This window comes from Chitinophaga sp. G7 BAM 1005 (assembly GCF_057126945.1).
Map to the genome: position 1 here is coordinate 6,309,451 of NZ_CP181478.1, position 26,145 is coordinate 6,335,595.

24 protein-coding genes are annotated in these 26,145 nt (G+C 47.0%); 12 read left to right on the forward strand and 12 right to left on the reverse strand.

Going from position 1 to position 26,145, the window contains the following annotated elements; all coding sequences use genetic code 11:
* Position 1: 1 nt before the first annotated feature.
* The 5 genes from lpxA to ACMXI2_RS25390 all read left to right on the forward strand — a co-directional run bounded on the left by lpxA (position 2) and on the right by ACMXI2_RS25390 (position 4,063).
* Positions 2-802 (forward strand): acyl-ACP--UDP-N-acetylglucosamine O-acyltransferase, encoded by an 801-nt coding sequence (gene lpxA / locus ACMXI2_RS25370; RefSeq protein ID WP_079473565.1) that lies wholly within the window; start codon positions 2-4, stop codon positions 800-802.
* Complete coding sequence (locus ACMXI2_RS25375) at positions 786-1,403, forward strand: ABC transporter ATP-binding protein (RefSeq protein ID WP_483778737.1); 618 nt, start codon at positions 786-788, stop codon at positions 1,401-1,403. Before lpxA ends, ACMXI2_RS25375 begins: the two co-directional genes overlap by 17 nt.
* A gap of 46 nt (positions 1,404-1,449) precedes the next feature.
* Entirely contained in the window at positions 1,450-2,724 is a 1,275-nt protein-coding gene (locus tag ACMXI2_RS25380; protein ID WP_483778738.1) for an MFS transporter, read from the forward strand.
* 61 nt (positions 2,725-2,785) lie between these two features.
* Positions 2,786-3,625, forward strand: a complete 840-nt coding sequence (locus ACMXI2_RS25385; RefSeq protein WP_483778739.1) for an MBL fold metallo-hydrolase — start codon at positions 2,786-2,788, stop codon at positions 3,623-3,625.
* Positions 3,626-3,682: 57 nt separating this feature from the next.
* Positions 3,683-4,063: a co-chaperone GroES gene (locus tag ACMXI2_RS25390; RefSeq protein ID WP_483778740.1), complete on the forward strand. Its 381-nt coding sequence runs from the start codon at positions 3,683-3,685 to the stop codon at positions 4,061-4,063.
* Between the two features lie 83 nt (positions 4,064-4,146).
* Here the strand turns inward: ACMXI2_RS25390 and ACMXI2_RS25395 are convergent, their stop codons facing one another.
* Both ACMXI2_RS25395 and ACMXI2_RS25400 read right to left on the reverse strand, forming a co-directional pair.
* The gene (locus ACMXI2_RS25395; protein WP_079473561.1) at positions 4,147-4,350 is read right to left on the reverse strand and encodes a helix-turn-helix domain-containing protein; all 204 of its coding nucleotides are present in this window, start codon (positions 4,348-4,350) and stop codon (positions 4,147-4,149) included.
* A gap of 21 nt (positions 4,351-4,371) precedes the next feature.
* Entirely contained in the window at positions 4,372-4,854 is a 483-nt protein-coding gene (locus ACMXI2_RS25400; protein WP_483778741.1) for a DUF2975 domain-containing protein, read from the reverse strand.
* Positions 4,855-5,021: 167 nt separating this feature from the next.
* On the opposite strand from ACMXI2_RS25400, the gene ACMXI2_RS25405 reads away from it, so the two are divergent.
* Together ACMXI2_RS25405 and ACMXI2_RS25410 are read left to right on the forward strand one after the other, a co-directional pair.
* Positions 5,022-6,575, forward strand: a complete 1,554-nt coding sequence (locus tag ACMXI2_RS25405) for a helicase HerA-like domain-containing protein (RefSeq protein ID WP_483778742.1) — start codon at positions 5,022-5,024, stop codon at positions 6,573-6,575.
* A gap of 50 nt (positions 6,576-6,625) precedes the next feature.
* Positions 6,626-7,672, forward strand: a complete 1,047-nt coding sequence (locus ACMXI2_RS25410) for a Gfo/Idh/MocA family oxidoreductase (RefSeq protein ID WP_483778743.1) — start codon at positions 6,626-6,628, stop codon at positions 7,670-7,672.
* Between the two features lie 205 nt (positions 7,673-7,877).
* Here the strand turns inward: ACMXI2_RS25410 and ACMXI2_RS25415 are convergent, their stop codons facing one another.
* Both ACMXI2_RS25415 and ACMXI2_RS25420 read right to left on the reverse strand, forming a co-directional pair.
* Positions 7,878-9,785 (reverse strand): RecQ family ATP-dependent DNA helicase, encoded by a 1,908-nt coding sequence (locus tag ACMXI2_RS25415; protein ID WP_483778744.1) that lies wholly within the window; start codon positions 9,783-9,785, stop codon positions 7,878-7,880.
* 213 nt (positions 9,786-9,998) lie between these two features.
* A complete protein-coding gene (locus tag ACMXI2_RS25420; RefSeq protein WP_483778745.1) occupies positions 9,999-12,101 on the reverse strand; it encodes a heavy metal translocating P-type ATPase in 2,103 nt (700 codons plus the stop codon).
* A 205-nt stretch (positions 12,102-12,306) separates the two neighbouring features.
* Between ACMXI2_RS25420 and tsaE the strand changes: the two genes are divergently transcribed.
* Together tsaE and ACMXI2_RS25430 are read left to right on the forward strand one after the other, a co-directional pair.
* Positions 12,307-12,744 (forward strand): tRNA (adenosine(37)-N6)-threonylcarbamoyltransferase complex ATPase subunit type 1 TsaE, encoded by a 438-nt coding sequence (gene tsaE, locus ACMXI2_RS25425; RefSeq protein ID WP_483778746.1) that lies wholly within the window; start codon positions 12,307-12,309, stop codon positions 12,742-12,744.
* 42 nt (positions 12,745-12,786) lie between these two features.
* On the forward strand, positions 12,787-14,004 hold the full coding sequence (locus tag ACMXI2_RS25430) for an alanine dehydrogenase (RefSeq protein ID WP_079473555.1): 1,218 nt from the start codon (positions 12,787-12,789) through the stop codon (positions 14,002-14,004).
* Between the two features lie 237 nt (positions 14,005-14,241).
* Here ACMXI2_RS25430 and ACMXI2_RS25435 read toward each other — a convergent pair whose 3' ends face one another.
* From ACMXI2_RS25435 to ACMXI2_RS25445, 3 genes are all read right to left on the reverse strand, one after another.
* Positions 14,242-15,042, reverse strand: a complete 801-nt coding sequence (locus ACMXI2_RS25435; RefSeq protein WP_483778747.1) for an undecaprenyl-diphosphate phosphatase — start codon at positions 15,040-15,042, stop codon at positions 14,242-14,244.
* Positions 15,043-15,117: 75 nt separating this feature from the next.
* Positions 15,118-15,393, reverse strand: coding sequence for a DUF3098 domain-containing protein (locus ACMXI2_RS25440; protein ID WP_079473553.1), 276 nt, complete (start codon positions 15,391-15,393; stop codon positions 15,118-15,120).
* A gap of 36 nt (positions 15,394-15,429) precedes the next feature.
* The gene (locus ACMXI2_RS25445) at positions 15,430-16,302 is read right to left on the reverse strand and encodes a cell division protein FtsX (RefSeq protein WP_483778748.1); all 873 of its coding nucleotides are present in this window, start codon (positions 16,300-16,302) and stop codon (positions 15,430-15,432) included.
* Positions 16,303-16,563: 261 nt separating this feature from the next.
* On the opposite strand from ACMXI2_RS25445, the gene leuS reads away from it, so the two are divergent.
* Complete coding sequence (gene leuS / locus ACMXI2_RS25450; protein ID WP_483778749.1) at positions 16,564-19,329, forward strand: leucine--tRNA ligase; 2,766 nt, start codon at positions 16,564-16,566, stop codon at positions 19,327-19,329.
* Positions 19,330-19,719: 390 nt separating this feature from the next.
* Here leuS and ACMXI2_RS25455 read toward each other — a convergent pair whose 3' ends face one another.
* From ACMXI2_RS25455 to ACMXI2_RS25465, 3 genes are read right to left on the reverse strand one after another with little or no spacing between them, the layout of a single operon-like run.
* Positions 19,720-19,986: a hypothetical protein gene (locus ACMXI2_RS25455; protein ID WP_483778750.1), complete on the reverse strand. Its 267-nt coding sequence runs from the start codon at positions 19,984-19,986 to the stop codon at positions 19,720-19,722.
* A 10-nt stretch (positions 19,987-19,996) separates the two neighbouring features.
* Entirely contained in the window at positions 19,997-21,406 is a 1,410-nt protein-coding gene (locus tag ACMXI2_RS25460; RefSeq protein WP_483778751.1) for a radical SAM protein, read from the reverse strand.
* A complete protein-coding gene (locus tag ACMXI2_RS25465; RefSeq protein ID WP_483778752.1) occupies positions 21,399-22,157 on the reverse strand; it encodes a prolipoprotein diacylglyceryl transferase in 759 nt (252 codons plus the stop codon). The genes ACMXI2_RS25460 and ACMXI2_RS25465 overlap by 8 nt, the downstream gene beginning before the upstream one ends.
* A 66-nt stretch (positions 22,158-22,223) precedes the next feature.
* On the opposite strand from ACMXI2_RS25465, the gene ACMXI2_RS25470 reads away from it, so the two are divergent.
* Both ACMXI2_RS25470 and ACMXI2_RS25475 read left to right on the forward strand, forming a co-directional pair.
* Positions 22,224-22,910, forward strand: coding sequence for a peptidoglycan DD-metalloendopeptidase family protein (locus ACMXI2_RS25470; protein WP_483778753.1), 687 nt, complete (start codon positions 22,224-22,226; stop codon positions 22,908-22,910).
* A 98-nt stretch (positions 22,911-23,008) separates the two neighbouring features.
* Entirely contained in the window at positions 23,009-23,860 is an 852-nt protein-coding gene (locus ACMXI2_RS25475) for an endonuclease/exonuclease/phosphatase family protein (protein ID WP_483778754.1), read from the forward strand.
* 70 nt (positions 23,861-23,930) lie between these two features.
* Here the strand turns inward: ACMXI2_RS25475 and ACMXI2_RS25480 are convergent, their stop codons facing one another.
* Together ACMXI2_RS25480 and ACMXI2_RS25485 are read right to left on the reverse strand one after the other, a co-directional pair.
* Positions 23,931-24,692, reverse strand: coding sequence for a hypothetical protein (locus ACMXI2_RS25480; protein WP_483778755.1), 762 nt, complete (start codon positions 24,690-24,692; stop codon positions 23,931-23,933).
* Positions 24,693-24,831: 139 nt separating this feature from the next.
* Positions 24,832-26,145 (reverse strand): M20/M25/M40 family metallo-hydrolase, encoded by a 1,314-nt coding sequence (locus ACMXI2_RS25485; RefSeq protein ID WP_483778756.1) that lies wholly within the window; start codon positions 26,143-26,145, stop codon positions 24,832-24,834.

Here is a 26,145-nt window from a genome sequence, read left to right on the forward strand (position 1 = left end):
AATGATCCACCCGCTTACATACATACATCCGGACGCCAAAGTTGCGCCTAATGTAAAAATTGATCCATTCACCGTTATACATAAAAACGTAGAAATCGGTGATGGTACCTGGATAGGTTCCAACGTAACTATTATGGAAGGAGCCCGCATCGGCAAAAACTGCCGTATTTTTCCGGGCGCTGTTATTTCTGCCATCCCCCAGGATTTGAAATTTGCGGGCGAAGAAACTACCGTTGAAATCGGCGACAACACCACTATCCGTGAATATGTGACGATCAACCGCGGTACCAAAGACAAATGGAAAACCAAAATCGGGAATAACTGCCTGATCATGGCATACAGCCACATTGCACACGATTGCGAAGTAGGCAACTACTGCGTTTTTTCAAATAATACTACCCTCGCCGGTCATATTACCGTAGGCGACCACGTAGTACTGGCTGGAATGGTAGCCATTCAACAATTCTGTAAAGTAGGCGATCACGCATTTGTAACCGGTGGTTCTATGGTGCGTAAAGATGTGCCTCCTTTCGTAAAAGCAGCACGCGAACCACTTTCTTATGTGGGCGTAAATTCCGTTGGACTGAAGAGAAGAGGCTTTTCCCTGGAAAAGATCAACTCTATCCTGGACATTTACCGTGTCATCTTTGTAAAAGGTTATAAATTATCAAAAGCCGTGAACATCATCGAAGCAGAATTTCCTGCTACCGATGAAAGAGATGAAATCCTGTCGTTCATCCGTGAATCAGGACGTGGTATCATGAGAGGCTATACTTCCAGAACCAATGACGATATCTCTTAACCAGACAGGTAAGCGTTTTAACTACGACTGGATCTTCCGTCGGGTAACCCTCACCTTTAGTGAAGGACAACGTTATGCCATACTGGGTCCCAATGGTTCCGGGAAATCCACTTTATTACAGGTAATCAGCGGCGCCATTCAACACAATGAAGGTGCCGTTACCTATAGCACGCCGGAAAAACCCATCGCTCCCGATGTGTTTTTCCAGTATTGCGCCATCGCTGCTCCTTACCTGGAACTCATCGAAGAGTTTACCCTCACAGAAATCATCCAGTTCCATCAACAGTTCAAAAGCTTCCTGCCGGGGATCACACCCGCCATTGCCATGCAGCTGGTAGGACTGGAAAAAGCCGCCAACAAACAACTCCGCAACTTTTCTTCCGGGATGAAACAGCGTATCAAGCTGGCCCTCGCCATCCTGTCTGATGTTCCCGTTCTCCTGCTGGATGAACCCTGCACCAACCTTGATGCAGCCGGTATCGCCGTATACCAGCAGCTCATCAATGACTATGGCGGTAACCGCCTTATTATTGTAAGCTCCAACGATGAACAGGAATACTTCATGTGCCGTGAGCATATCCATATCATGGATTATAAATAAGATAAAATCAACGGGAATATTATCTTCGTGAAAAGCTAAAAGCTATATGAAGACTGCCAGTAAGAAAGTGATTAATGGCTGGGCAATGTACGATTGGGCCAATTCCGTGTACAACCTCGTTATCACTACTACTTTTTTCCCTATCTATTTTTTAGCGGTTACAGGTGAACATGTTTCCTTTCTGGGGATGAACTTTGTAAACTCCGCACTGTACAACTATTCTATGGCAGCCGCCTACCTGCTGGTAGCCTTTGCCTCTCCTATCCTGTCGTCTATTGCGGATACGAGGGGTAATAAAAAGAATTTCCTGCGCTTCTTTACCATAGTGGGTTCGCTCTCCTGCTGCGCACTTTACTTTTTTGACGGGGATCATCTCCTGCTGGGCGTGACCTGCTTTATACTTTCTACTATCGGGTATTGCGGCGGACTGGTATTTTACAATTCCTACCTGCCTGAAATTGCGGCGCCGGAAGACAGGGACCGTATCAGTGCCCGTGGTTTCAGTATGGGTTATGTAGGCAGCGTGATTTTACAACTGTTAGGTTTTGGCCTGGTGGTGCTGGGCCCCAAACTGGGCATGGGTAAAAGTCAGCCGGTGCAGCTTACCTTCCTGCTGGTAGGGATCTGGTGGTTTGGCTTTGCACAGATCACGTTTGCCCGCCTTCCCAAAAGCATCGCTACCGCCACCAAACATACCGGCAACGCGTTTACAGAAGGGTTTACAGAATTGCGGAAAGTATATGCCCAGGTAAAACAACTGCCTGTACTAAAGAGATTCCTGCGGGGATTTTTCTTTTACAGTATGGGTGTACAAACCGTGATGATGGCGGCTACCATTTTTGGTGGGAAAGTATTAAAGCTCCCTGATGAAATGCTGATTGTTACCGTGGTGATTATCCAGATTGTAGCTGTTGCCGGCGCCTGGAGCATGGCCAGGCTTTCTACCCGGTTTGGTAATCTACGTGTATTGATTGCCGTTGTAATATTCTGGATAGGCATCTGCATTGCCGGGTACAAAATGCAAACGGCTATGCATTTTTATTTACTGGCCACTGCGGTGGGATTGGTAATGGGCGGCATCCAATCTCTCAGCCGTTCTACCTATGCCAAGCTGATGCCCGAAACAGAGGATACGACCTCCTTCTTCAGTTATTATGATGTGACCGAAAAACTGTCCATTGTAATTGGGATGTTTTCGTTTGCCTATATAGATGATCTTACCGAAGACATGCGGAATTCTGTGCTGGCGCTGGTGGTGTTTTTTGTGATCGGGCTGATATGGATCATTTCTGCCCTGCGCAAACAAAAGCAGCTGGCGTAAGAGTGGTTGTGCAGAATTCGGTATCTTTCAAAACAGAACTACCCGATAAAATTCAAGGATAATGAAATTATACACCATTGAAACAGGATTCTTTAAACTGGACGGCGGCGCTATGTTTGGCGTAGTGCCCAAAACCATCTGGAATAAACTGAATCCCGCAGATGAAAACAATTTATGCAGCTGGGCCATGCGTTGCCTGCTGATTGAAGACGGCAACCGCCTTATCCTGGTAGACAATGGCATTGGCGATAAACAGGATGCGAAATTCTTTAGTCACTATTACCTGCATGGAGATGCTACCCTGGATAAATCACTGGCAGCACACGGTTTCCACCGGGACGATATCACCGATATGTTCCTCACCCACCTGCACTTTGATCATTGTGGTGGCAGCATTATCCGCCAGGGCGACCAACTGGCGCCCGCCTTTAAAAATGCTACCTACTGGAGCAATGAAGATCACTGGAAATGGGCCACACAACCCAACGACCGGGAGAAGGCATCTTTTCTGAAAGAAAATATCCTGCCTATCCGGGAAAGCGGTCAGCTGAAATATATTAATCACCTGGAAGGCGTAAACTTTACAGATAATATTTCCATCCGGTTTGCCAACGGGCATACCGATGCCATGATGCTGCCACAGATCAGCTATAAGGGTAAAACCATTTTATACATGGCCGACCTGCTGCCTTCCACCGGTCATATACCGCTGCCCTATATAATGGCGTACGATATGTTTCCGCTGAAAACATTGCAGGAAAAGAAAAGCTTTTTACAGGAAGCAGTGGACAAAGAATACATTCTTTATTTCGAGCACGACCCGGTAAATGAATGTTGTGTACTGCAACAAACCGAAAAAGGCATCCGGGCGGGTGAAACTTTTTCACTCAGCAGTATTTAAATCACTGTCAGTCTGTCACTATTATCGCTGCTGCATTATATTTGATAGATACCCTGCATGGCTATACACATAACAACAGATAATAAATTGAAAAAACTGATCGTTGTGGGCGACCGCGTGCTGATAAAGCCAGCTACTCCCCACGAGCGCACCAACAGTGGACTATACCTGCCTCCCGGGGTTCAGGAAAAGGAAAAGGTTCAACGTGGCTATGTTATTAAAACGGGGCCGGGGTATGCTATACCTGTACCAGTCGACAGTGACGATGCCTGGAAGCCGGAAGAAGAGAAAGTAAAATATATTCCGTTACAGGTGAAAGAAGGCGACCTGGCTATTTTCCTGCTCAGTGGTTCTACTGCAGTAGTGTACGAAGAAGAAACCTATTATATCGTACCACAGGCCGCTATCCTGATGCTGGAAAGAGAAGAAGATCTGTAGGTCATCTTCTGTTATCTTATAAATAAAAAAATCTGCTAACAAATAGCAGATTTTTTTTTGTCTATCATGTATGAAAAAGCAATCTATTCTTTGTATTCCAGTATGTCGCCCGGCTGACATTCCAGTACCCTGCAGATTTCTTCCAGTGTGGAAAACCGGATGGCTTTTGCTTTACCACTTTTTAGTATACTGAGATTTGCCATCGTAATACCCACCTGTACACTCAGCTCCGTCAGCGACATCTTCCTTTTTGCCAGCATCACGTCCAGATTGACGATTATCCCCATTGCATATTGTTATTTAGATCATTAAATGGTCAACGCCTGTTCTTCCTTCAGGCTTACTGCCCTTTCAAAAACGATGGCCAGCGCCAGGATCACCATAAAGGCCATCAGCAATTCCCAGGTGGCGCCCAGTACGCTCAGCAGCCGGAAATAAAGCCGGTTGTTATACACCTTTATGCTATCACCCGATATCCAGGCAAAAACAATTTTGGTGAGCAGCAGTCCCGATAACACAAGCAGGATACCTTTTACCGCACTGAGATTTTTCCGGGAGATAATATCTTCACTCCCCGCGCCGATTAATAGCCGGAAAAGATACCAGGTCATTACCAGGTACAGTAAACCCAGTATAGTATTTTGAAGAACGGCCGCTTTTAAACCCGGCGTATCAGGATTGAAACGTGATTGAAAAAAAGCAACACCATTAAAGATCGTGATGTAAACACTGATCAATACAGAAATGAGCAGCACGATTTTCAACGGGAGAAGATACTTACTGATTTTCATATTACACCCTGTTTAATACACCAAAGGTATTTTGATTTTATCGAAAAGCAAAATAAATTTATCGTTTATCAATAATTAATGATCGATAAACAGTACATAACCGCCGGTAATAATTTGAAGCTCAACCGCTTGTTGCTTTTTATTATCTTCATAAAAAAAATTACGTCATGGCCAATCAGGATGCATTTCTGGAATATATCAAAAGCGGCTATACTTTTAAAGGCGAGCATTTCAAGCTGGGTTGTGCCATGCTGAACGGTGAAGTAGTAACCGGGGCGGATGTTTTTCTGCCGCTCAAAACGCTTAACCGGCATGGTTTGATCGCCGGCGCCACCGGTACCGGTAAAACCAAAACCCTGCAGGTGATCGCCGAAGGACTCAGCGATGCCAGCGTACCGGTATTATTGATGGACATTAAAGGGGACCTTAGTGGCATTGCTGCTGCGGGCAGCGACAACCCAAAGATTGCAGAACGTTACCAGAAAATAGGCGGCAGCTGGAGTTCCGCAGCCTATCCATCGGAACTGTTATCCCTCAGCCAGGAAAAGGGCGTGCGCCTGCGGGCTACCGTCAGCGAGTTTGGTCCCATCCTCCTGTCGAAAATCCTGGAACTGAATGATACACAGGCCGGCCTCGTAGCCATGCTCTTCAAGTATTGCGACGATAACAAACTGCCCTTACTGGATCTGAAAGACTTTAAAAAAGTATTGCAGTTTGCCGGTGATGAAGGCAAAGCGGAGCTGGAAAAAGATTATGGAAAGATCTCCACCACCTCTACCGGCACCATACTGCGTAAAGTAATTGAACTGGAACAACAGGGCGCTGCGCTGTTTTTTGGAGAGAAATCTTTTGAAGTAGATGACCTGATGCGGATCAGCGACGATGGCCGCGGTATCATATCCATACTGCGTGTAAACGATATACAGGATCGTCCGAAACTGTTTTCCACCTTCATGCTCAGCCTGCTGGCAGAATTATACGCCACGCTTCCGGAGGAAGGCGACCTGGATAAACCAAAGCTGGTAATGTTCATTGATGAGGCGCATCTTATTTTTAATGAGGCCAGCGACGCTTTGCTGAAACAGATAGATACCATCATAAAACTGATCCGTTCAAAAGGCGTAGGCATTTTCTTCTGTACCCAAAACCCGATGGATGTACCCCCTTCCGTGCTGGGACAGCTGGGTCTTAAAGTACAGCACGCCCTGCGTGCCTTTACTGCCAACGACCGTAAAACAATCAAGCAAACTGCGGAGAATTACCCGTTATCAGATTTCTATAAAACAGATGAGCTGCTTACCCAGATAGGTATTGGCGAAGCGCTCGTTACCTGCTTAAATGAAAAAGGTGTTCCTACCCCGCTTGCCGCTACCATGCTGGTATCGCCACGGTCACGTATGGATGTATTAACACCGGCGGAAATTGACGGACTGGTAAACAATTCCAAGCTGGTGAAGAAATACGGCGAGGAAATTGACAGCGAGAGCGCCTATGAAATCCTCACGGCCAAGCTGCAGGAAGCTGCCGAAAAAACTGCCGCTACTGAGGCTGTACCCAAATCTTCCGGGAAACAAAAACAGGAAAAGGGCGTTCTTGAGCAGGTGATGGATAGCTCTGTAGCCCGGCAGGTAGGCCGTACCGCCGCCAACATCATTACCCGCAGCTTACTGGGCGCGCTGGGTTTGGGTGGAAAAAGCAGTAAAAGTAAAAGCTGGTTTTAATTATGCAACGATAGCAATACGCTGTCAGTTTACATCAATATATCAAAAGTATGAGTAGAATTATTAAAACGGGCGTATGCTCGTACGGCATGTCTGGACAGATATTTCATGCCCCGTTCCTGCACGTAAACCCGGGATTTGAATTTACAGCGGTAGTAGAAAGAAGTAAAAACCTGGCGCAGCAACGCTACCCTGACGTTAAAGTATACACGAGCGTGGAAGATATGCTGGCAGACAAAGACCTGGAACTGATCGTAGTAAACACACCCAACTACACACACTTCGATTTTGTGAAAGCGGCACTGGAAGCAGGAAAGAATGTAATTGTGGAAAAGCCTTTCACTGTACACGCTAAAGAAGGTGAAACACTTGCAGTCCTGGCTGCTGAGAAAGGTTTACTACTCAGCGTTTACCACAACCGGCGTTACGACAGCGACTATAAAATTGTAAAAGAAGTGCTTCAGTCCGGCCAGCTGGGCGATGTACTGGAAGCAGAAATACATTACGACCGTTTCAAGGAAGAGCTGAGTTATAAAAAACACAAAGAGCTGGGAGGCCCCGGTACCGGTGCCTTGTACGACCTGGGTTCCCACCTGATTGACCAGGCCATTACCCTGTTTGGCATGCCAAAACGCGTATGGGCCGACATCCGTGTGATCCGCCGTGATTCTGTTGTAGATGACTATTTTGAACTGGTGCTTTACTATGATCACCTGCGGGCGCGTGTAAAATGCAACTACCTGGTGCGTGAAGCCCTGCCTGCTTACCAGCTGCATGGCCGCATTGGCTCCTTCATCAAAACAAAATCCGATATACAGGAAGCGCAGCTGCAAAGAGGTCTTTTTCCCAACAGCCCCGACTGGGGAGCAGAACAGCCACATGAATGGGGTTTACTGCACACAGAGATTGATGGTAAAGTAGTAAAGAAATATGTTCCCGGTACTAACGGCAACTACATGGATTACTACCAGGGTATCTACGAAGCATTGGTAAATAAAGCTGCTAACCCGGTACCGGCGCAGGATGCCATTAAAGTGATCAAGGTGATTGAAGCTGCTTTTGAAAGCAGTAAAGAAGGTAAAGTGGTTGATCTTTAACGCGGAGGTTGTCTTACTCAGAATTACGCTGATTTTATTGATTTTAGGGATTTGATCACTTTTGATTTTAAATGATTAGGGGAGATATAAGCGGGTATATTCGCTTATATCTCCCCTAATCATTTAAAATCCTTATAAAATCCCAAAAGTAAAATCAGGCAAATCAGTATAATCAGCGTAATCCTGAGTAAGACAAAATACGTTTTCAGCGCGTGCAGGAAAGCCTTCCGGCCTCATCCCGCGCAACGATGCCTTCCTCATTCAGGAACTGCAGCACTTCCATCAGGTCGCTTCTTTTTACATCGGGCAGTTTGCTTTGCAGCATATTGAACAGCAGCGGTTCTTCTTTCAGCATGGTAATAACGTAGTCGGATATACGCTTAAACCCTGCCGCATCCATTGGCTGTGATTTCTTTTTCAAACAAATATCGCATACACCGCATGGTGTGGAGTCTTTCTCCCCGAAATAGGCCACCAGTTGCTGCGTACGGCATATATCACGGTTACGCACATACGCAAACATGGCGGCGAGCCTGTCGGCATAAACCTTTTTACGCACTTCCACCCTGGCCATATTGATGCGCAGGTTTTGCGCGGACACCCGCTCCTGCAGGAAGCATAGCTGGGGTTCATCGCGGCGTGGCTGATAGCGCAGGATACCGTATTGGTGCAGCTGGTGCAGCTGTGCAGCAATGTCATCATCTTCCATCAGCATGATGCGGCCTATCTGCCGTTCATAAATTGGTACGGCGTTATCGAAGATCCCTTCGTAGGTACGCAGTAATGTTTTGATAATTTCTTCCAATGCCGGGTACGCGTTTTCAAACTCGTACAGGGATTCTTTATTGGTAACAAATTCCGCCCGGGAAGGGAGGAATACGCTTTCGCTGAGCTGTAGCACGCCTTCCTGTTCCAGCAGGCGTACGGCGCTATAGGCAATGGTGAGGTTCAACTGAAAGGTGCGGGCAAAATCGTTGATATCAAAATCGAAATACATGCCTTCCGCGCTGCCCACCGGCACCTGGAGGTAGTTAACGATGCCCTGGTATACTTCACGGATCTGCTCCAGTGTTGGGAACTGCAACGCAATTCGTTCGTGCATATCCGTTAGTTCCTCCTCATTATAGAGCAACACGGCATATGCTTTTTGCTCGTCCCTGCCGGCGCGGCCAGCCTCCTGGTAGTAGGCTTCCAGGCCGTCGGGCATATCGTAGTGTACTACTATGCGTACATCCGGTTTATCGATCCCCATGCCAAAGGCATTGGTACAAACCATGATGCGTGTTTCATTATTGATCCAGGCTTCCTGCCGGGCGGCCCTTTCCGCCTGTGGTAAACCGGCATGGTAATAACTGGCGGGGATACCCTGTAATTCCAGCAGGGAAGCAATTTCTTTGGTACGTTTACGGTTACGGCAATAAACGATGCCGCAGCCGGGTACGCGGTCCAGTATATGTTTTACCTTATCAATTTTAGTGGATTCTTCCAGTACGCTGTAAGAAAGGTTGGAGCGGGCAAAGCTTTTGGTAAAAACTTTGGCATCCTTCATCAGCAGTTTTTCACAGATATCCGTTTGTACCCGTGGCGTGGCCGAAGCCGTGAGCGCCAGTACTGACGCTTCCGGAAAGAAGCTGCGGATATCTGCGATCTGCAGGTATGCAGGGCGGAAATCGTATCCCCACTGGGAGATACAATGCGCCTCATCAACAGCCAGCAGGTTTACCGGGAGGCCATCACAATAGGTTTGAAAAAGTTTGCTTTGTAATCTTTCGGGAGATACATATAAAAACTTGCATCCACCGCGGCGGGCGGCTTCCAGGACTCTTTCCACTTCCTGGTAGTGCATACCGGAATAGATAGCATAAGCGGTGATCCCTCTTTTTTTGAGGTTAGCCACCTGGTCTTTCATCAATGCAATGAGCGGGGTAATCACCAGGCATAGCCCTGGCTTCATCATGGCCGGTACCTGGAAACAAATGGACTTGCCGCCACCTGTGGGCAGCAGGGCCAGTGTATCCTGTCCTTCCAGTACAGCATTCACGATATCTTCCTGTAACGGGCGAAACTGTTCGTATCCCCAGTATTGCTGTAATATGGCTACGGGCGTACTCAAATAGAAATTTAATGGTTACTGCGAAGATACGCGATTAGAGCGGATGTTGTCTTACTCAGGATTACGCTGATTTAACTGATTATATTTTTTTAAATGATTTTGGGAGATATAAGCGGGTATATTCACCTATATCTCCCTAAATCATTTAAAATCCAAAAAGTCAAATCCCTAAATCAATAAAATCAGCGTAATCCTGAGTAAGACAAAATACGCTTAGATCACATTTTTATACCGCAACCGGATGGAATTCACTGCCAGCACTACATCGGAGAGGCCCATCACACCGGCGCCCACAATGGGATTCAGGAACCCGAGGGCGGCTACCGGTATCGCCACTACGTTATAAATAAATGCCCAGAAAAGGTTTTGTTTGATGGTGAGATAGGTATGTTTTCCCAGTCCCAGCGCCAGCGGCAACGAGCCGAGGTTGTTATTGAGCAATACAACGTTGGCGCTTTGCATAGCCACCTGGGTGGCGTCGCTGAGGGAGATCCCGATGGTAGCTTTAGCCAATGCAGGCGCATCATTGATACCATCTCCCACCATAGCGGTAGGTGCGGTTTTCATAAGGGCGTCTATCTTCTGTAGTTTTTGTTCGGGCGATTGTTCCGCATATACTTCAGTAATACCCAGTTTGGCGGCCAGTTCCCGGCACTTGCGGATAGTGTCGCCACTCAGTAAAATGGATTTGATACCGGATTGCTGCAGTTGTATAATCACCTGGGCGGCTTCGGGCCGTATCTCATCTGTAAAATCAATCCAGCCAGCCAGCAGCCCGTTCTTTAAGAGATACAGGTTATGGCTGTCATCTTCCGTAACACCATCTGCCATACGGTAAGAACCTAACTGCCACTGGTTGCCTGCTTTATCGCTGGCGCGCATACCAAGACCTTTATGTTCGCGTACCTGCTGCAGCGGCACTTCTCCGGCAGATTTCCAGAGTGTGGCAATAGAGCGGGCAATAGGATGGGAAGAATATTTTTCGAGACTGTAAACTACCTGTTTAAAATCTTCTTCCGGCATATCAAAAAAGCGGTATTCGCCCAGTTGTAATTTCCCGGTAGTGAGGGTACCTGTCTTATCAAATACTACCTGCCGGATATCTTTAAACATTTCCAGCGTATGACCTCCTTTGATCAGGATACTGTTGCGCGCGGCGCGGCCCAGTCCTACCATCACAGCGGCCGGTGTGGCCAGTCCCATTGCACAGGGGCAGGAAATAACCAATACGGCTACACTACGCATCATGGCAGTGGCCAATGTGGTATGGCCGATAAAATACCATCCGAGGAAGGTAACCAGGGCAATGCCGAGTACCAGTGGCACAAATATGGCGCTGATACGGTCGGCCAGTTTCTGCATGGGTGGCTTATCGGACTGCGCCTGTTTTACCAGTTCTATGATGTAGGACAGCACGGTATCTTTACCGGTGGCAGTGATATATACTTTGATGCTGCCGTCTTCCAGTATGGTACCGCCGATTACTTTGTCCTTTTCTTTTTTGCTGACAGGGGCGCTTTCGCCGGTGATCATGGATTCGTTGGCATGGCCGCTGCCCCAGTAGATGGTACCGTCCATTGGTATTTTATCACCGGTGTTTACCAGTACACAGTCGCCGGTGCGCAGGGTGCGGTTGTCCACTTCGTGAATGTGTTCGTGACCGTGGTCCGTGTTAATGAGCCTGGCAGTGGTGATTTGTAAATGGGCCAGTTCTGCGATAGCGGAAGTAGTTTGTTTTACGGACCTTTCCTCCAGCATATTTCCCAGGAATACCAGGGTGATAATAGCTGCCGTGGTTTCGTAGAACATATAATCCGGGTTGCCGTATACTACGGTTCCTACAAAACTGTATACAAAGGCTGCGGAGGCGCCCAGCGATACCAGCACGTCCATATTGGCCATGCGGTTGATGATAGAGCGTACCGCGCTGCGACCGAAATGCCACATTCCCACGAGGTATACCGGCAGGGTAAGCCAGAACTGTACCCAGGGATGGTGTAACCAGGCCCAGCTAACCCACATATGCAGCAGCAGCGGCAGCGTAAATATGAGACAAAAAATAAATTTGAATGTAAGGGTGGTATATATTTTCTTCTCTGCGGGTTTATCTTCCGGCATTACCACACGATATCCCATCTGGGTAATACCGTTGAGTACTTCCGTTGAGTTGGCGCCTTCCGGTGCGGTGAAACTCACTTCTTCTGTGGCAAAGCTGACGTTAACGTCCTGCATTCCTTTTTTCTCCAGGTATTTGGAAACGCCGAGTGCACAACTGGTGCAATGCATTCCTTCCACCTTGCAATTAATGGCTGTCATCTGACATCTTTCCTCCTTCATACAAAGTTAGCAGCGGATGAAATATACAGGTAAAATATTAATGCAACGAAGCGGCAGAAGTACCATAACAGTACCCGGAAACAGGCCGGACAAGGGCTTTACCCGGTTTTTGACGCACTGCTGCAACTTTTGCAAAATCTGGTGACAATCGCTTTTGCTTTCCGCTTTCTCCTTATTTTTGGGGATGCAATGGACATTTACGCTGGATCAACTGCCGGAAACCGCCCGGGAGTTTTGGGATTATTTCGCCGATAAACAGGTTTTCACCCTTGAAGGCCCGATGGGGGCAGGAAAAACCACCCTGGTAAAGGCTTTGTGCGCCGCCAAAGGAGTACAGGACGCTACTGCCAGCCCCACGTTTTCGATTATTAATGAATATGCTTACACCAACGCACAGGGGGCGCCCCGCCGCATTTTCCACCTGGACCTGTACCGGCTCCGGGATGAAGACGACGCCATCAGCGCCGGCGTGGAAGACACCCTTTACCAGGACGCCATTTGTTTTGTGGAGTGGCCGGAAATAGTAGCGCATATGCTGCCGCCGGGTACCATTCACCTCCAGCTGGAGGTACAGCCGGATCAAAAAAGGGTCCTGCGCGAAACCGCTTCATCTCTCAAATGATGTATCTTTGAATACTTCGATTTAAAAAAACTGAACACGCATATGGAGCAGAGGCAAAAACCTGTAGTAAGTGCTGGGTTTACCTATTCACCACTGGAAGAAACGTTGGATATTCCGCAGAAAAATTCCCGTTTGTTTATAGGTATCCCGAAAGAAACATCTTTCCAGGAAAACCGGATTGCCCTTACGCCCGATGCAGTCAGCATTCTAGCGGCACACGGACATCATATAGTAGTAGAACATAAAGCCGGCGACGGGTCGCATTATTATGATACCGACTATTCAGAAGCCGGGGCGGAAATTGTATACGACAAAAAGGAAGTCTTTAAAGCAGAGATCATTGTAAAATCCGCACCGCTGAACGATGAGGAGATAGAGCTGCTGCACCCGCACCAGATCGTTATTTCTCCCATCCACCTGGCTGCCCTGAAGGCGCCACAGGTAGAAAAAATGATGGATAAGCGTATCACACTGTTATCTTTTGAAAACCTGAAAGATGATGCGGGCACCTACCCTATTGTAAGAGCCATGAGCGAAATTGCGGGCGGCGCCTGTATGCTGATTGCCGGGCAATACCTGAGCAATGATAACAAAGGGAAAGGGATTCTCCTGGGAGGAATTACCGGCATTCCGCCTACGAAAGTAGTGATCATAGGCGCTGGTATCGTGGGTGAGTTTGCAGCCCGTACTGCACTTGCATTGGGATCTTCCGTAAAAGTATTTGATAATAACATTTATAAGCTGAAAAGGCTGCAGAACAATATCGGGGTGCGTGTATTCACGTCCGTTATCCAGCCCAAAGTGCTGGCAGAGCAGCTCCGCAATGCCGATGTAGCAGTAGGCGCATTGTCGTCACAAAGCGGGCGGACACCGATTGTTGTCAGCGAGTCGATGGTGAGCAACATGAAAGCGGGTTCCGTGATTGTGGACGTGAGCATTGACCGGGGCGGCTGTTTTGAAACCTCGGAAATCACCACACACGAAAACCCGGTGTTTAAAAAGTACGATGTGGTACATTATTGCGTCCCCAACATTCCATCCGGCTTTGCCCGTACGGCCTCTGAAGCCATCAGTAATGTGCTGATGCCTTTACTCGTGGAAGCAGCCGACGACGGCGGGTTTGAAAACCTCGTTTGGATTAAACGGGGCGTACGTAATGGCATCTATCTTTATAAAGGCGCATTAACCAACTACCACCTGAGCGAGAAGTTCAAGCTGAAATACACCGACCTGGAATTGTTGCTGGCGGTGAAAGGCTAATGGATCGCCTTCGGCGATGTAAATTGTCTTGGAGCAGGATTACGCTGATTATACTGATTTTTTTGATTTGATTTTTTGGGATTTTTTGGGATTTCTATAATGATTAAGGGAGATAAAAGCGAATAGATCCGCTTATATCTCCCTTAATCCTTTATAAATCAAAAAAATCAAAATCAAAAAAATCAGTATAATCAGCGTAATCCTGCTCCAAGACAATTTACAACCGCCGAAGGCGGTTTACACTTCGAGCTGGTAGCCCATTAGTATAGCCGCTATGATGATAATACCTACCACAATGCGATAGTATCCCCACATTTTAAATCCATACTTCTTCACCGCGCCGATAAAGAATTTGATGGCGCCCAAAGCCACCACGAAGGCCACAATATTACCGATCAGCAGGAGCTTCAGGTTTTCCGGATGCGCGGTCAGCAGCTCCTTCCCTTTCAGCAGTTTGTAGCCGGTGGCAGCTGCCATTGTAGGTACTGCCAGGAAAAAGGAGAATTCGGCAGATACACTGCGGGACAGCTTCTGCTGCATACCACCGATAATGGAGGCAGCACTGCGGCTGGTACCCGGAATAAGCGCCAGGCACTGGTAAAAACCTATACGTAAAGCGGTAAAAATGTCTATTTTTTCTTCTGTGAGAATGGTGGGTTCTTTAAACCAGTTGTCTACAAACAAGAGGACGATACCACCTACCAGCAGCGTGATACCTACTGTTAGCGGGCTTTCCAGCATGGCGTCGATCTTTTTGCTGAAGAGGAAACCGAGGATCAGCGCCGGGATCACGGCCACCGCCAGTTTCAGGTAAAAGTTAAGCCGGTTTTTATCAAATACCAGGAATTTTCTCCAATAAAATACCACTACTGCCAAGATCGCTCCCAGCTGGATCACTACTTCAAATAACTTGGTAAATTCATCTTTACCAATACCCAGCAGCGCGCTCACAATGATCATATGCCCGGTAGAGGAAACCGGCAAAAATTCCGTTAATCCTTCCACGATGGCAATAATGATAGCCTGAAAAACATTCATCGAATTTAATATGGTTAAAAGTTAAAAAAAAAGCGATGAGGGATCATCGCTGTTAAAATACTTTTATAGAAGTAATTACGCCTTCGGTTTCGGACGGTGCATAATAGCGTACACTTCTATCACCAGGCCCAGTACAATAACGATGGGCGCCAGGGTGATTCTCCGGAAGCTATATACCTGTTCGGGTTTGAAGCTGTTGGGATCACTGGAATCTCCTCCCATCATAAAGAGGAAGCCCAGGATAATCACCACAATACCAGCCAGCATAAATTTGTAGTTTTCTTTTGGAAAAATAGGGCGGCTGTCGGCCAATGTGTTTTCTGCCTCCTTATTTAAAGCTGTTTTAGCCATAGTGTTTGGTATTATATCTTCGTTAAAGATTTAAAGTTAATACAGATCGTCCAGTTTCAGGCGCAGGTATTTCATCACGGAGCGGTGTGTGCTCACCAGGGAAATACTGATCCCGATAAGGATCATGCCTATAAAGAGGAATGCGATCATCAGGTTATCCCGCAATCCTGCCAGTTCCGGCAATAATTTATCGGATACCGACATGATACCGATCAGCCCAGCGATAGCAATTACTGCGGCAATGGCCCCATTGGCAACACTGCGCAGGTCAAAGGGTTTGGCAATAAACCAGCGGGTAGCCCCTACCATTTGCATGGTTTTGATCAGGAACCGGTTGCTGAACATGGCTAAACGAATGGTATTGTCGATCAGGAATATCACCACCAGGCATAATAACCCGCTGATGATCAGGATAATTAATCCTATCCTGTTTACGTTTTCGTTCAGTTTGCTCACCAGCATACGCTGATAGGATATTTCCCTTACGATGCTTTGCTGCGACAGGTTATTTTCAATGATCTTCAAACTATCATTGTTTACATAATTGGCGTTTGCCTTTATGTTAATGCTGCTGTACAGCGGGTTGTATTGCAAGAGGGTGATAAAGTCCTCCCCGAAATCCTTTTTGAACCGCTGTGCCGCCATATCTTTCGACACATATTCAATTGACTTAATATATGGCTTATGGGCCATAGAATCGCGCAGGGCCGTGGCCTGTGCTTCTTTCACGTTATCCCGGAGGATGACCTGTATCTCTATGCTTTCCTTAAAATACACACTCAGCTTGTTAGCATGTATTACCACCAGACCCAATGTGCCCAGTAAAAACAATACCAGCGCCACACCAATGATGGAGTACAGGTAGGATGGTTTCGACTTCTTTGCTGATGATTTCCCGGATTGCGCCATTAATCTGCAGTTTATCGGCGAAAATAATAAAAATTAATAGTTATGTGTTTAATTTTGCCAACCCGGTCAGGTAATACACCCTTTCCGGACAATAGAACAGCAATATATAGAGATGTTGGGGAATGACATTGGAGTATTAATGAATTTAACATTATTTTGCTGAACAGGCATCAGAACAACTTTTTAAATTATAACTGATAACGCCTTAATGACCGGACGTATTGTTTATATCCGGACAATTAAGGTTCATCTACAACAGATATGGAATACAATTTCAGGGCAATCGAAAAAAAATGGCAGCAACAATGGGAGCAATCGCATGCTTACCGTGTGAGCAATAACAGTCCAAAGCCCAAATGTTATGTACTGGACATGTTCCCCTATCCTTCCGGAGCCGGCTTACACGTAGGCCACCCGTTGGGATACATTGCAACAGACATCTATTCGCGCTATAAAAGACTAAAAGGCTTTAATGTGCTCCATGCAATGGGGTATGATGCGTTTGGTTTACCAACAGAACAATATGCCCTTGAAACAGGTCAGCATCCTGCGGTGACTACCGAACAGAATATCAAAGCCTTCCGTGAACAACTGGATAATATTGGCTTTTGCTACGACTGGGACCGCCAGGTAACCACCAGCGACCCTTCTTATTACAAATGGACCCAATGGATCTTCCTGCAGATCTTTGAAAGCTGGTATAACCGCAGCACAAAGAAAGCGGAACCCATCGCTTCCCTGGTAGCTATTTTTGAGAAAGATGGTAATGCCGGTCATATCTGCCCCGGCGACCGGAGCATACAATTCACAGCTGCCAACTGGAAAAGCTATAGCGAGCAGGAACAGCGCAACATACTGATGCAGTACCGCCTCGCCTACCTGGCGCACGCCGAAGTTAACTGGTGCGCGGCACTGGGCACCGTACTCGCCAACGATGAAGTAGTGAACGGCGTAAGTGAACGCGGCGGCTACCCGGTAGTGAAGAAAAAGATGAGCCAGTGGTTCCTGCGTATCACCGAATACGCCAACCGCCTCCTGGAAGGACTGGAAACAGTATCCTTCAGCGATGCCATGAAAGAAATGCAGCGCAACTGGATCGGTAAAAGCCAGGGAGCCGAAATTAAGTTCGCCCTGAAAAACTCCACTGAACATGTGGAAGTATACACCACCCGCCCCGATACCATTTTCGGCGTGGACTTCATGGTGGTGGCGCCTGAACACGAACTGGTATCCCGGATTACCACCCCGGAACAACAAACCGAAATTGATAAATACCTCGAATACGTGCAAAGCCGCTCCGAACGGGAACGCATGGCCGATGTAAAACAAATCACCGGCTGCTTTACCGGCGCATACGCCATCAACCCGTTTGATGGCCGCGAAATCCCCGTGTGGATTGCGGAATACGTGCTGGCCGGCTACGGTACCGGCGCCATCATGGCGGTGCCCTGCGGCGATCAGCGCGACTTTGGCTTTGCCAAACATTTCAATATCCCCATCACCAACATCATTGGCGATGCCTTCAACGGGCAGGAAGCCAATCCTACCAAAGAAGCCAAACTGCAAAACAGCGGTTTCCTCGATGGCATGGACATGAAACCCGCTATGGATGTGGTGATCACCAAACTGGAAGAACTGGGAATCGGCAAACGCCAGATCAATTATAAAATGCGTGACGCCGGCTTTAGCCGTCAGCGCTACTGGGGCGAGCCTTTCCCGGTCATCTATAAAAACGGCATTCCTTACGCAATGGATGAAAAAGACCTGCCGCTGGAATTGCCGCATGTGGAAAACTATAAACCCGGGGAAGAAGGCGAAGGCCCCCTGGCCAATATCACCGATTGGGTAAACGTGGCCCCCGGCGTAAAACGCGAAACCAATACTATGCCCGGATACGCCGGCAGCAGCTGGTATTTCCTGCGCTACATGGACCCGCATAATGATAAAACCTTTGCTGACCGCAAAGCCACCGACTACTGGAACCAGGTAGATGTATATGTAGGCGGTACCGAACATGCCGTAGGACACCTGCTTTACTCCCGTATGTGGACCAAAGTGCTGTACGACCTGGGACATATCGGTTTTGATGAACCGTTTAAGTCGCTGATTAACCAGGGTATGATTCAGGGCTCATCCCGTTTTGTATACCGTATTCATGGAACCAATGAATTTGTTTCCGCAAGCCTAAAAGATAATTATCAAACCGACAGGCTTCACGTAGATGTAAGTTTTGTTGATGGGGTAACGTTAGATACGGAAGCCTTCAAAAAATGGAAACCTGATTATCATGGTGCCACTTTCATTCTTGAAGACGGACAATACATTTGCGGAACAGAAGTGGAGAAAATGAGTAAAAGCAAGTACAACACCGTTAATCCAAACGACCTGGTGGAAAAATACGGCGCTGATACTTTCCGCATGTACGAAATGTTCCTGGGCCCGGTAGAACAATCCAAACCCTGGGATACCAAAGGTATTGAAGGCGTACACCGCTTCCTGAAGAAACTGTGGCGCCTGTTTGCCGATGAGCAGAAAGGCATCCTGGTAAATGAACAACCAGCCACACCGGAAGAGCTGAAAATACTGCATAAAACCATTCAAAAAATAGATCACGATACTTCCAGCTTCTCCTACAATACAGCAGTAAGCCAGTTTATGATCTGTGTAAATGAACTCGCTACCCTGCGTTGTCATAAACGCAGTATCCTGGAGCCATTACTGATCCTGCTCACGCCATATGCGCCTCACCTGTGTGAAGAACTGTGGCAATATATAGGCAATAATGAAAGCATACTGAATGCACTTTACCCCGTGTATGAAGAACAATACACAAAGGAAAGCGCCTTCAACTACCCGATAGCGATTAATGGTAAAACCCGCTCTGAAATGGGCTTCTCACTGGATGCGGCTATTCCTGATATTGAAAAAGAAGTGCTGGCCAGTGAAGTAGTGCAGAAATGGCTGGAAGGTAAGGCGCCTAAAAAAGTGATTATCGTAAAAGGAAAGATGATTAATGTGGTGATATAGCGCGGGCGAAGGTTGTCTTACCCAGGATTACGCTGATTTTACTGATTTACTTTTTTGTGATTTGGGAAGATTGGCGGGGGATAATAGGCATTGCTTAAAGACTGACCAGGAAATGCGTCATTTATACTTTACATATGCTTAGGTTATACCTTGCACATGCTTAGCACATGCTTAATACATGGAGATTTCCCGGAGGTGACGTGGAGGTGACGTGGACTTGATCACAGAACCCTTTACCACAGGGACTTACAGACGAAAAGGTGCAGGGCGTTTATGCAGGCACAGCCATATAAGTAAAATGTACCGGCGAAAGTGAGTGAGCGGCATGAATCATTGCTGTTAAATGCCGCTCACCTTCTTAAATTATTTAAGGAATAGCGTTGGTACCATTTACCGTATGCTCAACCCGCTTAAAATAATCCCACAGGTAGACAACCCCACCAGTAAAATAATCCCCGACGACAATAACAACACTTTCCCCATATGCTCCTTATTAAGAATGACCAGAATCAGGCCAATCACAAAATAGACTGCTACCAGGAACATCGCTATCAACCCTGCAGCAAGGATACCTTCATCGCCGGCTACGCACATTACCAGGAAAATGCCCAGCGGTATCAGGGTAAACAAGAGTACATCTTTGAAAAATTTATTCATATACAATCATTTAAATGATAGGAATAAAGGTCCGTTCTTCCTGGAGTTGCTTTAAATAGGCTTCTTTGTCGTCGCGGTAAAACAGGTTCATGGTTTCAAACGGGATGATGCGGCCATCTTTATGCACAATATGCACACATGATTTTTTAATGGCGCGTACATCAAAATCATAGGCATCCAGGAAACGCATGATCACGATGCGGAACAGGTTCGTATAGTCGAGACCGGGCGCCTGTACCTGTGGCAGGCAGCAAAGCAGCGACTGCATATCGTTTACGGCAGCATCGGTAGAGATACCGGTACTGAATATTTTCAGGATGTGCTGGTGCAGCCTTTCGTCCTGTTCATATACGATGGTGTTTTTTGAATTACTTAGTAATACAGCGGGATCTACGTAACGGGTGAGCGGATATACCTGTCCGTCTATTTTGAGTGCATAAGCCATTGCCAACGCATCGGGGTTGCAGGGAACGGGAATAATGTCGTGATCGTTCCAGATAGGTGATTGCTCCAGGATGCGCTGCCGTACTTCAGTAAGCGTAATACGATCCGTGGCGGGGTCGAAGCCATCGGTGCGGCCTGCCACCTGTACCGGTTGAAAGGTAACACCACGAACGCAGGGTTGCTTCAGGGCATAGTCGATAATGGCGCCCATTTCATCTTCATTCACACCGCGTTGCAGGGTAACCACTAATGTGGTGCTGAGATTTACTTCATTGAGGTTTTCCAGCGCCTGTTTTCTTACATCCGTCAGATCCTTTCCACGCATACGTTCCAGCGCTTCCGGCTTGAAGCTGTCGAATTGAAGATACACTTCAAAATCCGGCATATAGGTGGCCAGTCGTGCGGTGAATTCTTTATCTTTTGCGATACGCACACCGTTGGTGTTGATCATGAGATGGCGGATCGGTTTTGTTTTGGCGATATCCAGTATTTCAAAGAACTGCGGATGGATAGTAGGTTCTCCCCCGCTGAGTTGCACCACATCCGGTTGTCCTTCGTTTTCCACGATGATATCCAGCATCTGTTCTATTTCTTCCAGGGTGCGGTGCCGGCCGTAGTGCGGCGACGACATTGCGTAACAGGTAGGACAGGTAAGATTACAGCGGTCTGTTACTTCAATTACACTCAGGCAGGAATGTTGCTCATGATCTTTACAGAGGCCGCAATCGTAAGGACAGCCGTAGTGTGTGCTGGTATTGGTTTTCAGCGGCGCTTCGGAGGGTTTGTTATAGTTGCGGGTATTTTTGTAGTAATCGATATCGGTAGCGATTAACACCTTTTCTTTTCCATGATGCGGACAATGCTTGATCATGAAAACCTTTTCATCTTCAAATATCACCTTAGCGTCTACACGGCGTAAACAGGTACTACAGATACTGAGTGTAAAATCGTAGTAGGTATAATTTTTTTCAGGCATATTGTTTTTGTGTTAGTCGTGAAGGAAAAATAATCACCGGCGAATAATAGAGTAATCCGGCCAAACAGGCCAGCTGTATAGATCCCAGCCCGAAAGAGAAGCGATATCCCGGCTTGATAAAATCCAGGCCGAAACGGAACAGCAGATAGGCAATCATGAAAAGTTTAAACCGTGCGCCGTTTACCAGGGCGTAGCGGTGGCTGATGCCGGTTAACATCTGCCATAATAATATTAAAAAAATAATTTCATAGAGAGATACCGGGTGCCGGGGGATGCCATCGCCCAGATCCATGCCCCAGGGCAATGAAGTGGGTAGTCCGTAGGTTTCTTCATAGATACCCATCGTAAAACAACCTGTACGGCCTATGATCATGGCCAATATCAGGGGATACACAAACAGGTCGCCGGTGGAATGCCTTTCGCCGATTATTTTCTTAATCAGCTCTACTCCGGTCAGCCCTCCCAGCAACCCTCCCACGATGGTTTTATTCTGATAGATATAAAACAGCAGGTTATTAGCCTGATACAAGCCCGGCGGGTTTTCCAGCGCCCCTAACAGCCGGCTTCCGAATAAAGCGCCGAAAATGGCGCCTATAATGGCCCAGAGACGGTTACTGCTTTCTATCCGGTCGCCCTGCTGCCTGCGCAGGTATAAAAAATACCGGAAGCCAATAAACATACCCAGGGTTTCCGTTACAGCGTGCAGCGGAAGATGTAAGGAAAACAAATTAATATAGATGGGGAACTGCAAAGGACCAGCATTATTTAATACACAAATTAATATTTATATTTAGACGAAAGTCAAGCACTACAAAATATGTTACAGGAGGTTTTAAAGAAATATCAGTCCGCCTTTAAGCCGGTTATTCCGCTTTTGGGAGATCATGAATCCCTGCTGGTAATGGATTTCACCGCCAATAACACTACCCTCACCAAAAACATACTGCAGGACATTAACCGGTTTAGCCGGTATATCGACAATACGCTGGAGCAAAGTGGCTGCCGGCTGGGTATAGGCGGCTATGCGGAGCATCGTACTATTTATGCAGTAAGTCCTCATTTTGATGCCGGGGAAGAACCACGGCGGTTACACCTGGGCATCGATGTGTGGGGAGAAACCGGCACCCGGCTTTATTCCCCTATGAATGCGCATGTACATAGTTTCCGTTTTAATGATCATTTCGGGGATTACGGCGCCACCATTGTTCTTCAGCACCAGCTGGACGGATATACCTTTCATACGCTGTATGGTCACCTCAGCATTTCCAACCTCCAGGGGTTGTACGAAAATATGCCCATCACTGCGGGACAGGCGCTGGCTCATTTCGGTACGCCCGCCGAAAACGGCGGATGGCCGCCACACCTGCATTTCCAGGTAATTGAAGATATGCAGGGTTTCCGTGGCGATTATCCCGGCGTGTGCCGCTACAGCGAAAAAGAGAAATACCTGCAAAACTGCCCCGACCCCGATTTAATTCTTCAGCTCAACCAGTACACCCACTAAATAAAATAGTTGGTTTAACATCTTACTGGTAAATTGTCTCTGCTTCACTGGGATTTATACTTTCCCGTGCTATTTTTACAGGCTAAAATTGAATTAGTATGAGAAGATTATGGCTGACAGCTTTTTGCGGCCTGCTTGTGAGCGCCCTTGCAGCACAGGTTCCATTGAAGGTGATGACTTTCAACATACGGTATAACAATCCGGACGACAGTGCTAATGCGTGGCCACACCGCAAAGATAAGGTAGCATCCGAAATCCTGTTCCTGGGCGCCCATACGCTGGGTGTGCAGGAAGCACTATACGACCAGATGCAGGATCTTCAGCAAAGGTTGCCCCAATATAAAATGATTGGTGTGGGCAGGGACGATGGAAAAACAAAAGGAGAATTCTCCGCTATATTTTACGATACCACCCGTTTGCAGCTGTTAAACAGCGAAACTTTCTGGCTGTCGGAAACGCCGGCTGTAGCTGGTCGTATCGGATGGGACGGTGCCTGCGCCCGTATTGTTACCTGGGGAAAGTTCAGGGATAAGCAAACAAACAAGCTGTTTTATCATTTCAATACCCACTTTGATCATATGGGGAAAATTGCACGCAGGGAAAGTGCAAAGCTATTGTTGCAACGGGTACATCACATTGCGGGAAAAGATGCGGCCATTATTACCGGCGACTTCAACGCGGCGCCATCTGATGAACCCATTCAGATTGTTATGAATCCAAATGATCCGTTGCATTTAACCGATAGCAAGGCAATCAGTAAAACGCCGCACTTCGGTCCTGCCGGTACTTTCAACGGATGGAATATTGCAGAAACGGATAACCAGCCTATTGACTATATCTTTCTCAAAGGAAAGTACGATGTTTTAAAACATGCCAGCATTTCTGAAACATGGGAAGGAAGATATGCTTCCGATCATTTTGCGGTGTATACGGAGATTAATATAAGATAGTAAAAATAATAACGGATCTGCAGAGAAATGTATCTCTCCACAGATCCGTTATTTTAAAAGTTTTTGCTACTTAGTCGTGGGTATGTTCCACTGACATACTGTTTTCCAGTGCATCCACCACCTTGTTATGGAGGTTGCCGTTAATGTCTACGCTGATCTGTAACTTACCATTGGTAAAGGAGCCGGTAAAGTCGCCGATCTGCAGTTTGGTGAGGATGAGGTCCATAGAAATTTTGAGGGAACCTTTCCAATCAATTTTGGTGTCGGTTACCACTACATCTTTTCCATGAGCCTGCAATTCGATCTTGCCGGAGAGCAGGATTTCAACGGGAATTTTTTTGCTATCCCAGGTGATAAATCCTTTCAGTCTTACTGCAGGATCTTTCTTATCTCCTTCTACTCTTGCATACACTTTTACCTGTTGGTAAGTTCCTTTAGGAATTTTGATGGCGCCTATTATAGCAGGTACTTGTTTCAGGTCAATCTGCCTGTCTGTTTTTAATTTGAATTCCACTTCATCTTTGCCGCGTTTGGCATCGAAGCGGATTTCTCTTAAACGTGCAGTGGCAGTGTCCCAGGTGATGTCGAAACCTCCAGAGGCTGCTTTAGCCATAGCTGCATCTCCGGTAAGAGCAGATAAGCGTCCAGAAGCATCGGGTGATAACGTGGCAGTTGGGTTGATCGCTGAAATTTCATAGTTCACGCTGGCTGCATCCGCGTCGTCGATTGGTTGATTAGTATCTGGTTTAGCCATGTCCGTATTGGCACACGACGATAGTAAGATACTGGCGATGCCTATAGCACCGCAGAAATGTAGGAGTCCGGTTTTCATTATCGATATGGTTTTAAATGACTAATTGGGAAAAGTCGTGCAGTAAATTTAACAAAGAATTTGGAGAAAAAAATAAGTTCACTGTTAATTAAAAAAGAATGATCCGGTTGAGCTTCATTCAACCGGATCAATATATGAGTTATTTTTTCAGCAACGCCTTTTCAATTCGTGTAGGCGTATCCGTACCGTTCACAATAGTACCGGCGCTGATGGCAATTGCTTTAATAATATCTGTAATGTTTTTAATATCAAGTGTAGCCAATTCATCTTTTACGGTATGATAAAAGAGGTCTTTATCTATTTGCGTGGTGGAGATAGTATGTGCCGGCACGCCTTGCCTGGCGAGGGTGGCATTGTCTGACCTGTAAAACAGGCCCTGCTCCGGATAGGGATCGGGATGGAAGGCAAAGCTCGATCCTTTCAGGTTGCGCTGGAGGATAGGGCCAAAGCTGGATCTTTCAAACCCGGTGATAAAAGCGCTGTTCTTACCGAATTTGGATTCCTTACCAATCATTTCAATATTAAACATGGCTACTACTTTCTCCGGATCCTGGTGTTCTGAAAAATAGCGTGATCCATGTCCGCCGGATTCTTCTGCTGTAAAGGCTACAAAAATCACGGAGCGTTTGGGAGGGTGTTTCTTAAAATACTTCGACAGCATGATTACCGCTGTAGTACCGGATGCATCATCATCCGCACCGTTGGCGATGCTGTCGCCTGCCTCGGAAGGCAATATACCCAGGTGATCGTAGTGCCCGGAGAAGATCACGAACTCATCCGGTTTGGTATTCCCTTTAATCATACCGGCTACGTTGGCAAAGTGCTGCCCGGTAACTTCGCGGCGGAGATGAATGCTCCAGGAGGCAGTATCTGCCACCGTCTCTTTTGCGAATACGAGTATAACCTGCTTTTCAGCAGGCGGTACTGCTTCCAGCTCACTCTTTGTATCATAACTGCGTTCTGAAAAGGACGCGGTGATATTGCTGATGTAGCCGGCCATTGCCGCACCTACCCAAACGACGGTATTCTTTTGTACAGCTTCCGGGTTACGCAGTATTTTCATCAGTTCGGCCGGTTCATTGGCGTAAACGGTGTTGTAACTGCTATCCTTTTCCCAGTCGAAGCTGCGGCCGGCGCCCACAGCGGCAACGGGCCAGTCTTTAGCTTCCCCGCTAACGGTAAGGGATACACTGGTAGTTTTTAAACTGAACTTGCCGAATTCCTGCAGAAAGTTTTTTTCGCCGGGCAGCGGTTGAATACCTGCTTTCGCAAACTCACTGCTGATAAACTGCGCTGCCTTTTCAATACCGGGTGTGCCGGGGAAACGTCCTTCCATGTCGTCGGCAGCCAGTGTGCTGATGATGCGTGCTACTTCTTTTTCCTTGATATCCTGTGCATAGCCGGTAGTGGAAAGGCTGCCGGCAGCCAATAATAATAACAGTGATTTCTTCAT